The 12171-nt window shown below is 61.4% G+C and carries 14 protein-coding genes; all 14 read left to right on the top strand.

The features are described 5' to 3' along the window. Nucleotides 1-182: 182 nt before the first annotated feature. The 14 genes from urtA (at nt 183) to NE851_RS28260 (ending at nt 11974) form a co-directional block, all read left to right on the top strand. Nucleotides 183-1475: an urea ABC transporter substrate-binding protein gene (gene urtA, locus NE851_RS28325; protein ID WP_025570349.1), complete on the top strand. Its 1293-nt coding sequence runs from the start codon at nt 183-185 to the stop codon at nt 1473-1475. Nucleotides 1476-1674: 199 nt separating this feature from the next. After that, a complete protein-coding gene (gene urtB / locus NE851_RS28320; protein ID WP_047618677.1) occupies nt 1675-3294 on the top strand; it encodes an urea ABC transporter permease subunit UrtB in 1620 nt (539 codons plus the stop codon). Continuing rightward, entirely contained in the window at nt 3291-4454 is a 1164-nt protein-coding gene (gene urtC / locus NE851_RS28315; protein WP_025570352.1) for an urea ABC transporter permease subunit UrtC, read from the top strand. The genes urtB and urtC overlap by 4 nt, the downstream gene beginning before the upstream one ends. Before the next feature lie 5 nt (nt 4455-4459). Continuing rightward, nucleotides 4460-5215: an urea ABC transporter ATP-binding protein UrtD gene (gene urtD, locus NE851_RS28310; protein WP_025570354.1), complete on the top strand. Its 756-nt coding sequence runs from the start codon at nt 4460-4462 to the stop codon at nt 5213-5215. A gap of 76 nt (nt 5216-5291) precedes the next feature. Beyond that, entirely contained in the window at nt 5292-5810 is a 519-nt protein-coding gene (locus tag NE851_RS28305; protein WP_029868294.1) for a hypothetical protein, read from the top strand. A gap of 18 nt (nt 5811-5828) precedes the next feature. Continuing rightward, nucleotides 5829-6524: an urea ABC transporter ATP-binding subunit UrtE gene (gene urtE, locus NE851_RS28300; protein WP_025570357.1), complete on the top strand. Its 696-nt coding sequence runs from the start codon at nt 5829-5831 to the stop codon at nt 6522-6524. Nucleotides 6525-6673: 149 nt separating this feature from the next. Continuing rightward, complete coding sequence (locus NE851_RS28295; protein WP_025570358.1) at nt 6674-7495, top strand: urease accessory protein UreD; 822 nt, start codon at nt 6674-6676, stop codon at nt 7493-7495. A gap of 112 nt (nt 7496-7607) precedes the next feature. Beyond that, nucleotides 7608-7910, top strand: coding sequence for an urease subunit gamma (locus NE851_RS28290; protein ID WP_025570360.1), 303 nt, complete (start codon nt 7608-7610; stop codon nt 7908-7910). 10 nt (nt 7911-7920) lie between these two features. Continuing rightward, nucleotides 7921-8172 carry a DUF1272 domain-containing protein gene (locus tag NE851_RS28285; protein WP_254959339.1) on the top strand — a complete coding sequence of 84 codons (252 nt, stop codon included), beginning with the start codon at nt 7921-7923 and terminating at the stop codon, nt 8170-8172. Nucleotides 8173-8182: 10 nt separating this feature from the next. Continuing rightward, nucleotides 8183-8488 (top strand): urease subunit beta, encoded by a 306-nt coding sequence (locus tag NE851_RS28280; RefSeq protein WP_025570364.1) that lies wholly within the window; start codon nt 8183-8185, stop codon nt 8486-8488. Nucleotides 8489-8510: 22 nt separating this feature from the next. Continuing rightward, nucleotides 8511-8918: a lysozyme inhibitor LprI family protein gene (locus NE851_RS28275; protein ID WP_029868292.1), complete on the top strand. Its 408-nt coding sequence runs from the start codon at nt 8511-8513 to the stop codon at nt 8916-8918. Between the two features lie 16 nt (nt 8919-8934). After that, on the top strand, nt 8935-9558 hold the full coding sequence (locus tag NE851_RS28270; protein ID WP_132573327.1) for a Urease operon accessory protein: 624 nt from the start codon (nt 8935-8937) through the stop codon (nt 9556-9558). Between the two features lie 3 nt (nt 9559-9561). Next, nucleotides 9562-11274, top strand: coding sequence for an urease subunit alpha (ureC, locus tag NE851_RS28265; protein ID WP_047618681.1), 1713 nt, complete (start codon nt 9562-9564; stop codon nt 11272-11274). Between the two features lie 31 nt (nt 11275-11305). Further along, nucleotides 11306-11974, top strand: coding sequence for a TIGR02117 family protein (locus NE851_RS28260; RefSeq protein ID WP_254959333.1), 669 nt, complete (start codon nt 11306-11308; stop codon nt 11972-11974). The last annotated feature ends 197 nt before the right edge of the window (nt 11975-12171 follow it).

Raw genomic sequence — 12171 nt, 5'->3', positions numbered from 1 at the left:
GTATCGAGCGGACAGGGCATCGCTGCTGTGGGATGCCCTTCCTGCCCCGGCCTGTCTGTTTGACCCCCGCACCTACGTCATTTTGCGTATGTGTTTTTGCGCTGCAGCACCCGATAGTCCCTTAAGCAACAGTTAATCTCCGTTTCCGGCCTGTTGCGGAACAAGAAGAGGGGCTCAACCTGATGAATCTCAAAACCACTATCACCGGTGCTGCGCTCGGCGCCGTCATGGCGGCATCGGCCGCTTTCAGCGGGGCGATTGCCGCCGACGACACGATCAAGGTCGGCGTATTGCATTCGCTCTCCGGCACCATGGCGATTTCCGAAACGACGCTGAAAGATGCCATGCTGATGCTCATCGACGAGCAGAACAAGAAGGGCGGCCTTCTCGGCAAGAAGCTCGAGGCCGTCGTCGTCGATCCGGCTTCCGACTGGCCGCTGTTTGCCGAAAAGGCACGCGAACTGATCGAAAAGGACAAGGTCGCTGCCGTCTTCGGTTGCTGGACTTCGTCTTCGCGCAAATCCGTGCTGCCGGTCTTCGAAGAGCTGAACTCGCTGCTCTTCTACCCGGTGCAGTATGAAGGCGAAGAATCCTCGCGCAACATCTTCTACACCGGTGCGGCTCCGAACCAGCAGGCGATCCCGGCCGTCGACTACCTGATGAACACCGAAGGCGTGAAGCGCTTCGTGCTCGAAGGCACCGACTACGTTTATCCCCGCACGACCAACAAGATCCTCGAAGCCTATCTCGAAGCCAAGGGCATTCCGAAGGAAGACATTCTCGTCAACTACACGCCGTTCGGTTTCTCCGACTGGCAGACTGAAGTCGCCAAGATCAAGGAATTCGGCTCGGCCGGCAAGAAGACTGCCGTCGTCTCCACCATCAACGGCGACGCCAACGTTCCCTTCTACAAGGAACTCGGCAACCAGGGCATCAAGGCAACCGATATTCCCGTCGTCGCCTTCTCGGTCGGTGAAGAAGAGCTTGCCGGTCTCGACACCAAGCCGCTCGTTGGCCATCTCGCCGCCTGGAACTACTTCGAGTCGGTCGAAAGCCCGGCCAACAAGAAGTTCATCAAGGAATGGCATGCGTTCACCAAGAACGACAAGCGCGTGACGAATGACCCGATGGAAGCCGCCTATATCGGCTTCAACGCCTGGGTCAAAGCTGTCCAGGCTGCCGGCACCACCAATACCGATGCCGTTCTCGACAACATCATCGGCGTCACCGTTCCGAACCTCTCCGGCGGCTATGCCACCGTCATGCCGAACCACCACATCACCAAGCCGGTGCTGATCGGTGAAATCCAGGCCGACGGCCAGTTCGAAATCGTCCAACAGACGCCTGCCGTCGTCGGCGACGAATGGTCGGACTACCTGCCCGACTCCAAGGACCTGATCTCCGATTGGCGCAAGCCTATGTCCTGCGGCAACTTCAATGTCGCGACCGGCAAGTGCGGCGGCAAGGGCTCCTGAGCGAGCTGACCTGACACGAGCCTGAAGACTTCCGTCCGGATTGCAAATCCGGGCGGAAGCTCCGTCCCCGGCGGTCGCTGCCGAGAAGGCAACGCTGGAGCAATTCCAACAAAGGTGCACAGCGGTTCTGTGTCCGGAATTGCGTGAGAACACTGAGATAGAGCATTTCACACTATGCTCTGGTTAGGCGGGAAAGCCGATGTATCGCGCCATCAAGATTTTTCTTTTGACCCTTTGCCTGACCCTCTCGGGGCTGACGGCCGGCCTGAAGGCTCAGGACGATATCCATGCCCTCGTCGATGCGCTCGGCACCGGCGGGTTTCCGGAGCGCGAAGCCGCCATCAAGGCGCTCGTCGCCTCGAAGGATGCGCATGTCAGCCAGATATTGCAGCAGTTGAGCGACGGCCTGCTCTATGTCAATTCCGAGGAGGGCGGTCCAGTTCTCGTCCAAGGCGGCACCGAAGACGAGCCGACCTTTTCCGATCCGATCACCGGCGAGGCTGTCGCCGATCTCGATCCCGACATGATGTCCAAAGTCCGGATCAACAATTCCGTTCGTACCCTGATCGGCACCATCATGAGCCAGTTGACGCTGCTGAGCCCCGATCGCGGCGCTCGCCTTGCTGCGGCTCAAGGCCTGCTGAAGGATGCCGATCCCGCCAACCTCGATCTGCTTAATTCCGCGCTGGCGGATGAGAAGGACGCCGAGATCAAGAGCACCATGGAAGCGGCCCGTGCCGTGATGGTGCTGAAGGGCGATGTCAGCGCCGCCGAGAAGAAGGAGGCGATCGATACGGTCGCAGCCCGCGGCGGTCGCGACGCCCTGACCATTCTGACCACGGCGTTGACAACGGCGCCCGAAGATCTGAAGCCCGTCATCCAGGCGCATATCAGCTCGATCAACCGCAGCTTGGCGCTCTGGGATATCGTCCAGAACGTCTGGTACGGTCTGTCGCTCGGCTCGGTGCTGCTGCTAGCGGCAATCGGCCTTGCCATCACTTTCGGGGTCATGGGCGTCATCAACATGGCGCATGGCGAAATGGTGATGATCGGCGCTTACACCACTTATGTCGTGCAGGAATACATCACCTCGACCTTTCCGGAGCTTGCCGATTATTCGCTGGCCTTTGCGGTGCCGGCCGCCTTCATCTTCACCGGCTTCGTCGGCCTGATCATCGAGCGTGTCGTCATCCGCTATCTCTACGGCCGGCCGCTGGAAACCTTGCTTGCCACCTGGGGCGTATCGCTGATCCTGCAGCAGGCGGTGCGCAGCTATTTCGGCCCGACCAACCGCGAGGTTCGCAATCCGAGCTGGATGTCCGGCACCTTCGATTTCGGCGGGCTTGCCATCACTTGGAACCGGCTCTGGATCATCGTCTTTTCGGTCGTGGTATTCCTGACGCTGCTGATGCTGCTGAAGCGTTCCGCCTTCGGCCTGCAGATGCGGGCGGTGACGCAGAACCGGCGCATGGCCTCCTCAATGGGCATCCGGACCGGCTGGGTCGACGCCTTCACCTTCGCGCTCGGCTCCGGCATCGCCGGCATGGCGGGTGTCGCACTCTCGCAGATCGATAACGTCTCGCCGAACCTCGGCCAGAGCTACATCATCGACAGCTTCATGGTCGTCGTCTTCGGCGGTGTCGGCAATCTCTGGGGCACGCTGGTCGGCGCGCTTTCGCTCGGCGTCGTCAACAAGTTCCTCGAGCCTTTCGCCGGCGCCGTGCTCGGCAAGATCCTGGTGCTCGTCCTCATCATTCTCTTCATCCAGAAGCGTCCGCGCGGGCTCTTCGCACTCAAAGGAAGGGCGGTGGAAGCGTGATTACGGCCTTCCTTCTCCGGTCTCTCGATCGCAGGATCTCGATTGCCATCGCCCTGTTGCTGGCGGTCGCCATTCTCGTACCGGTGCTCAATCTGGCGACCGGCCCGACCAACCCGCTGCACATCCCGACCTATATCATGGCGCTGTTCGGCAAATATCTGACCTATGCGCTGCTGGCGCTGGCGCTCGATCTCGTCTGGGGCTTCTGCGGCATCCTCTCGCTCGGCCACGGCGCCTTCTTCGCGCTCGGCGGTTATGCGATGGGCATGTATCTGATGCGCCAGATCGGCTCGCGCGGCGTCTACGGCGATCCTGTCCTGCCCGATTTCATGGTGTTCCTGAATTGGAAGGAGCTGCCCTGGTTCTGGTACGGTTTCGACCAGTTCTGGTTTGCGGCGCTGATGGTGCTCGCCGTGCCCGGCCTGCTCGCCTTCGTCTTCGGGTGGTTTGCCTTCCGCTCGCGCGTCAACGGCGTCTATCTTTCGATCATCACCCAGGCGATGACTTATGCGCTGCTGCTGGCCTTCTTCCGCAACGATATGGGCTTCGGCGGCAACAACGGCATGACCGATTTCAAGGACATCCTCGGCTTCAACATCCAGGCGGACGGCACGCGTGCGAGCCTCTTTGCGGCGACCGCGATCTTCCTGGCCCTGTCGCTGATGATCGCCTCGGCGATCGTGCGCTCGAAATTCGGCAAGGTGCTGGTCGGCGTGCGCGATGCCGAAAGCCGCACGCGCTTCCTCGGCTACCGCGTCGAGCATTTCAAGCTCTTCACCTTCGTCGTCTCGGCGATGATGGCAGGCATTGCCGGCGCGCTCTACGTGCCGCAGGTCGGCATCATCAATCCGGGCGAATTCGCTCCTGCCAATTCGATCGAAGTCGTCATCTGGACGGCGGTCGGCGGGCGGGCGACGCTGATCGGGCCCATCATCGGCGCGATCCTCGTCAACGGCGGCAAGACGATCTTCACCGGCCTCTTCCCGGAGATCTGGCTGTTTGCGCTGGGCGGCCTTTTCGTCGCCGTGACGCTGTTCCTGCCGAAGGGCGTCGTCGGCACGATTGCGCAATATCTCGGCAAGCAGAAGCTTGTCTCCAAGGCTGCCCCGCCGGCGGCTGAAGAAGACGACATCGAGCCGAAAATCCAGGCAGCGGAGTGAGCACAGTGATTCCCGACGTCAAACCCACCAGCGTGCTTTATCTCAACGGCGTGTCGGTTTCCTTCGACGGCTTCAAGGCGCTGAATTCGCTGTCGATCGTTATCGAGCCCGGTGAGCTTCGCGCCATCATCGGCCCGAACGGCGCCGGCAAGACGACGATGATGGATATCATCACCGGCAAGACCAGGCCCGATGAGGGCGAGGTGTTCTTCAACGGCACGATCGACCTGACCAAGAAGGATGAAGCCGATATCGCCCAGCTCGGCATCGGCCGGAAATTCCAGAAGCCGACGGTCTTCGAAAGCCATACGGTGTGGGACAATCTGGAGCTTGCGCTGAACCGGCGTCGTGGTGTGTTCCCGACGTTGTTCTACCGGCTTTCGGGCGAGGACAAGGCGCGCATCGAGGAGATCCTGGAAACGGTGCGGCTGACGCACCGCCGTGACGAATTCGCCGCCAACCTCTCGCATGGGCAGAAGCAGTGGCTGGAGATCGGCATGCTGCTGGCGCAGGAGCCGAAACTCCTGCTGGTCGACGAACCGGTGGCCGGCATGACCGATGCGGAAACGGCGGAAACGGCGGTCCTGCTCAAGGATATCGCTAGGACCCGCTCGGTCGTCGTCGTCGAGCACGACATGGGCTTCATCCGCGACCTCGGCGTCAAGGTGACGTGCCTTGCCGAAGGCTCGGTGCTGGCGGAAGGGTCGATCGATTTTGTCAGTTCCGATCCGAAGGTGATCGAGAACTATCTGGGGCGGTGATCAGTGCAACTTGGAGACTTGAACCTGACAAAAGAAGACGCTCTAAAACGGGCGGGTTTTACTGTGGGGTTTCATCATGGCTTTTCTCGGTATTCTGGTTGTGGCGCTCAGCGGCGCGGTCGTCTGGTATTGGCGTTTGAAAATGGCGCGTGAAGCGGGAAACGAGATCATCGATTCGGTCGAGCGGATGCGGGGCGCTTATAAGCGCAAAAAGTTTCGCAAGCAGGCCGAAGTCGCGCCGCTGGCCTCGATCGCCGATCCGGCGATTGCGGCGGTGGCCTTTTTCTTCTGCCTTGCCAAGGAAAAGCCGATCTATGTCGACGCTGCGAAGGATGTCGTTCGCAACCGCATGAAAGGCATCATCCGGCCGGGCGACATGGAAGAGGTGCTGGTTTTCGGCGAGTGGGCGTCCAAGAACGTCACCAGTCCCGAAGATCCGATCCGCCGGTTCCGGCCTCTCTGGATAGAGGCGCTCGACATGCAAGAGCGTCAGCAATTGATCGGTATTGCCGAGGACGTGGCCGCGGTCGGCGGCGAGAGAACGACGGAACAGGAGCACGCCCTGCAGACGCTGAGGCGTGGCCTAATGAACTGATGGGGAATGGGTGAACGGATGCTGACAGTCGAAAACGCAAATCTGCATTATGGCGCCGCACAGGCGCTGCGCGGCATCTCGATCAAAGCGGAGATGGGAAAGATTACCTGCGTGCTGGGGCGTAACGGCGTGGGGAAGAGTTCTCTTCTGCGCGCTGTTACCGGCCAGCATCCGCTGTCGGCGGGTACCATCACCTTCAATGACACCAGACTCAACGGTCTGCCGCCCTTTGCCCGCGCCAAGCAGGGCGTCGGCTATGTGCCGCAGGGCCGCGAAATCTTCCCGCTGCTTACCGTCAAGGAAAATCTCGAAACCGGCTTCGCTCCGCTTGGTCGCCGCGACCGCAACATCCCCGACGACATCTTCAGCCTCTTCCCGGTGCTGAAGTCGATGTTGTCGCGTCGCGGCGGCGATCTTTCCGGCGGGCAGCAGCAGCAGTTGGCGATCGGGCGCGCCATGGTGACGCGGCCGAAGATCCTCGTGCTCGACGAGCCGACCGAAGGCATCCAGCCCTCGATCATCAAGGATATCGGCCGGGCGATCCGCTATTTGCGTGACTCCACAGGCATGGCGATCCTGCTCGTCGAACAATATCTGGATTTCTGCCGGGAGCTCGCCGATTACGTCTACATCATGGATCGCGGCGAGATCGTGCATGAAGGGCTTGCCGAAACGCTGGATACGCCGGAGGCCCGCCGTCATCTGACCGTCTGACCGGCAGATGCCGCATTTTGCAGCAGGGGACCCAGCAATTCGCAGATCTGCCGCATCTGCTGCGGGCATCCTGGACGGCATGGGAATTGCTTGCTTTCTGCTATCTGCGCGCTTGAATGAAAATCAAAGGCGCGACCGAAAGGGACGATATGACGATTGCGGCGGCAGGCACGAGACCGCAAAGAGCGGAGGGGCGCGGGCATCTGGCGGCAAAGCTGTTCGATGGCCGTACGCGCATCCGTGAGCTCTATCAGGAGGGAGCGGCGAAGATCCGCCTGCCTGATACCTTCAATGCCTCCATGGAAGCCGTCATCATCAACACCGCTGGCGGGCTCACCGGCGGCGACCGGATGGATTGGAGCGTCGATGCCGGCGCCGGTACGCGCATCGACGTCACCACCCAGGCCTGCGAGAAGATTTACAAGGCATCGGCCGGCACCGCCGAGGTGACGACCAGCATCAAGGTTGGAGCCCAGGCTCGCGTCGACTGGCTGCCGCAGGAAACGATCCTCTTCGATAGAGCCGCACTTTTCCGCCGGCTGGATGTCGATCTTGACGAGAGTGCCGAATTTCTGGCCGTCGAAGCTGTCCTGCTCGGCCGCAAGGCGATGGGGGAGGCGGTGGAGACCGGGCTGTTCCGCGACCGCTGGCGCATCCGCCGCTCGGGCCAACTGATCCATGCCGAGGAACTCAGGCTTTCCGAAGGCGTGGCGGCGCTGGCCGCGCGGCAGGCCGTGCTCGGCGGGCAGGTGGCCTTTGCGACGCTGCTTTATGCCGGACCGCTTTCCGAAGCCTATCTCGCCAAGGTCCGGCCGCTCGTCGAAGGATCGATGGGCGGTGCAAGCGCCTGGGATGGCAAGCTTGTCGTCCGCCTTGCGGCGGCCGACGGATTCTCACTCAGAAAAATCCTGATCCCGGTCATTTCCGCCTTGCGCAATGGCGCGCCTGTGCCGAAAGTCTGGAATCTATGAACCTGGAGCATGATGCCGAAAAGTGTGAGCGGTTTTCGGACGACATCAGGCTCTAACTCTTTAATGCAGAACAGGATCATCCTGTTCTAGGTATGAAGCAGATGGGCAAGCAATGAACCTCACTCCGAGAGAAAAAGACAAGCTGCTGATATCAATGGCGGCGATGGTGGCGCGGCGGCGGCTGGAGCGCGGCGTCAAGCTGAACTATCCCGAAGCGATCGCGCTGATCAGCGATTTCGTCGTCGAAGGCGCCCGCGACGGCCGCCCGGTTGCCGAGCTGATGGAAGCCGGCGCCCATGTGATCGGCCGCGGCCAGGTGATGGAGGGCGTTGCCGAGATGATCCACGACGTGCAGGTGGAGGCGACGTTCCCGGATGGAACCAAGCTCGTCACCGTGCACGAGCCGATCCGGTGAGGAGATAGGAATGCTGGAGCTCAGGCCCAATTGCGAATGCTGCGATAAGGATTTGCCGGCGGACAGCACCGAGGCACGGATCTGCACCTATGAATGCACCTTCTGCGCCGATTGCGTCGAGGGTGTGCTGAAAGGTGTCTGCCCGAACTGCGGCGGCAATCTCGTCGCGAGGCCTATTCGGCCGGTTGATATGCTTGCCAAAAATCCGGCGTCGACGAAGCGCGTGCTGAAGGCCGAGGCCTGTGCGCCCAAGGCGGCTTAAGGAGGACGAGATGATTCCAGGTGAAATCATTGCCGCAAGCGGCGACATCGAACTGAATGCCGGCGCGCAGACGGTGACGCTGGAGGTTTCCAATACGGGCGACCGGCCAGTGCAGGTCGGCAGCCACTATCATTTCGCCGAGACCAATGCCGGGCTTTCCTTCGATCGCGCTGTTGCACATGGCAAGCGGCTCGATATCCCGGCGGGAACGGCGGTGCGCTTCGAGCCGGGGCAGACGCGCTCGGTGACGCTGATCCCGCTTTCCGGCAAGCGCGAGGTTTACGGCTTCCGCCAGCTGGTGATGGGCAAGCTCTAAGAGCGATGGTCGGGAGGAACGCATGCGTTTGAATATCTGCCTGGTCGGAGCGGCGATGCTGCTCATGGCTGGTAGCGCCTCCGCCGAGGAGATCGATTGCAACAGTCCCAAGACGCAATCGGACATGACGGCCTGCGAGGCGGCGCGCCATGAGGCTGCCGACAAGGCTCTGAATGCGCAATACAAGAAGACCCGCGCCGCCCTGGCGGCGATCGACAAGGACCTGGATGGCGACATGAAGGGCGCGGAGCAGGCGCTGGTCAAAGCGCAGCGCGCCTGGATCGATTATCGCGACGCCGAATGTGACGCCTTCGGCTTTCAGGCCCGCGGCGGCACGATGGAGCCGATGCTGGTCGCCGGATGTCTCGCCAACATCACGGACAAACGCACGAAAGAGCTGAAAGAGCTCGAAGACACGATGAGCAACTGAGGTGATCAGGAAGATCATGATCGTCGGCAATGGTGAGGTCGGAGAAGGGATGGCAGGCATCATCGATGCCGCCGATTTCGTCGTCCGCTTCAACGAATGTCGCTCCTATGGCGACGGCGGCAGCCGCACCGATGCCGTCGCGGTCTGCAATACCGGCCGGCCGGCGAAAGCGATGCTCGGTTCGCGTGAGTGGCGCACCCATCCCGGCGTCGTTTCGGCGCGCGAGATCTGGAGCGTGCGCGATCCGGAAAAATTCGCCGCGCTGCGCGCGCCGCTTGCCGTCTCGCATCCGGAACTCGACGATTTCTGCGACGACTATACCGATGAGTTCAGTGCCTTCTGTGCCGATGCCGGCAAGAGGCACGTCGTCATCGGGAAGTCGATCCACGAGGCCGTCGACGTGTCGCTTTCGGCTTTTGATCCGCAGTCATATGTCGTGCCGAGCAGCGGCATGATCGTGATCGGCGAGGTGCTGGAGACATATGCCGATGCCGAGGTGACGCTCGCCGGCTTCGGCCATGCCGGCTGGGAATGGCACCCTTTTGCGGCCGAAAGGCAGCTTGTCGATAGTTATATTGCCGCCGGCCGCCTCACCCGGCTCGGCGGAAAAAACCTTATCTCTTCTTCCCACGGAGCCTGATGGATGCCCTACAAGATCTCGCGCGCCGCCTATGCCGGCATGTTCGGACCGACCACCGGAGACAAGGTGCGCCTTGCCGATACGGAGCTTTTCATCGAGATCGAGAAGGATTTCACCACCTATGGCGAGGAGGTGAAGTTCGGCGGCGGCAAGGTGATCCGTGACGGCATGGGCCAGAGCCAGGTGACGCGGGCGGATGGCGCGGTCGATACGGTCATCACCAATGCGGTGATCGTTGATCATTCCGGCATCTACAAGGCCGATATCGGGCTGAAGGACGGGCGCATCGTCGCGATCGGCAAGGCGGGCAATCCTGACATGCAGCCTGGCGTCAATATTATCGTCGGCCCGGGCACGGAGGCGATCGCCGCCGAAGGCAAGATTATCACCGCCGGCGGCATGGACAGCCATATCCACTTCATCGCGCCGCAGCAGATCGAAGAAGCGCTGATGAGCGGCATGACCTGCATGCTCGGCGGCGGCACGGGGCCGGCGCATGGCACGCTTGCCACCACCTGCACGCCCGGTCCCTGGCATCTGGCGCGGATGATCGAAGCGGCCGACGCCTTCCCGATGAACCTCGCTTTCGCCGGCAAGGGCAATGCCTCGCTGCCGGGGGCGCTCACCGAAATGGTGCTAGCCGGCGCCACCTCGCTGAAGCTGCACGAGGATTGGGGCACGACGCCAGGCGCCATCGACTGCTGCCTGTCGGTTGCCGACGAATATGACGTGCAGGTGATGATCCACACCGACACGCTGAACGAAAGCGGCTTCGTCGAGGATACGATCGGCGCGATCAAGGGCCGCACCATCCATGCCTTCCACACGGAAGGGGCGGGCGGCGGGCACGCGCCCGACATTATCAAGATCTGCGGCCAGCCGAACGTCATTCCCTCGTCCACCAATCCGACGCGGCCCTATACGGTCAACACCATCGCCGAGCATCTCGACATGCTGATGGTCTGCCACCACCTGTCGCCGTCGATCCCCGAGGATATCGCCTTTGCCGAAAGCCGGATCCGCAAGGAGACGATCGCGGCGGAAGATATCCTGCATGATATCGGCGCCTTCTCGATCATCTCGTCCGACAGCCAGGCCATGGGCCGCGTCGGCGAAGTGGCGATCCGCACCTGGCAGACGGCCGACAAGATGAAGCGTCAGCGCGGCCGGCTGAAGGAAGAGAAGGGTGACAACGACAATTTCCGCGTTCGCCGTTATATCGCCAAATATACGATCAATCCGGCGATCGCCCATGGTCTCAGCCATGAGATCGGCTCGGTCGAGATCGGCAAACGCGCCGACCTCGTGCTGTGGAACCCGGCCTTTTTCGGGGTGAAGCCCGACATGGTGCTTCTCGGCGGCTCGATCGCGGCCGCGCCGATGGGCGATCCGAACGCCTCGATCCCGACGCCGCAGCCGGTCCACTACCGGCCGATGTTTGCTTCCTACGGCAGGAGCCTCACCAATTCCTCCGTCACCTTCGTCAGCCAGGCCTCGCTCGACGCCGGCCTGAAGGGCCGGCTCGGCGTCGCCAAGCAACTGGTTGCGGTGAAGAATACGCGCGGCGGCATCTCCAAGGCATCGATGATCCACAACGACCTGACACCCGAGATCGAGGTCGATCCGGAGACCTACGAAGTGAGGGCGAACGGCGAATTGCTGACATGCGAGCCGGCGACGGTGCTGCCGATGGCGCAGCGCTACTTCCTGTTTTAGGTCCACGTCCGATGTGCGACGGACGGCCCTGATGAGAACAGGCATCCGCTGGCTGTTGCGGATCGTCTTCCTGCTTGTGCTTGTGGCGGCCTGCGGAACCTTCATTCCCAGGCCGCTGATTGCGCCGGCCAAGGCGTCTGCGGCGATGACGCATCGGATTCTCCTGCTGTCGGGTCCGATCCATACCGATATTGCCATTCCGCTCGACGCGGAAACGCGGGCGGCTTTCTCCTTCCTCGGCGATACCGGTTTTCCGCTTAGCCATCCGAATGCCGAATGGCTCATTATCGGCTGGGGCGGCCGTGCCTTCTATCTGGAAACGCCGACATGGGCGGAGCTGAAGCCGGTGCCGGTGCTGCGCGCGCTGACGATCGACCGTTCGGCGCTGCATGTGGACCTTGCCGGTCATATCACCGAGCCGCAGCCCACCGTTACGGCATTCGATGTCAGTGACGATCAATTGGCGCGGCTGCGCGATTTTATTTCGGAGAGCTTCGTCCGCGACGCAGGCACGGTGGTGCCGATCCCGGATGCAGGATACGGCGAGATCGACCGGTTCTTCGAGGCCAAGGGATATTTCAACGCCCTCTTCGGCTGCAACACCTGGACTGCCGCTGCCCTGCGCTCGGCCGGGCTTCGAACCGGCTTATGGAACCCGCTTCCACAAGCATTGCGATTATCTGTTTCTGTCTACAATTGAAGCAACCGCCGAGCCCGCCCACTCCTAAAGTGAATTGTGAACCGCACTCTCCATTTGGTTGTAAAAATCGCGGGGAAAACCGATGTTTTCCCCAGCTAAACCATTCTGAAACAACGGCCTTGATCAGCGTAGAAAATCGCTTTTATATCAATTAGTTAAGTGTCTCTCTGATCTGTTCGATTCAGGGATTGGAAAGC

This window comes from Rhizobium anhuiense bv. trifolii (assembly GCF_024346605.1).
In the GTDB taxonomy this organism is placed as follows: Bacteria; Pseudomonadota; Alphaproteobacteria; order Rhizobiales; family Rhizobiaceae; genus Rhizobium; species Rhizobium anhuiense.
Note: the sequence above shows the minus strand (reverse complement) of the source record. Positions and strands in the feature narration are given on the sequence as shown.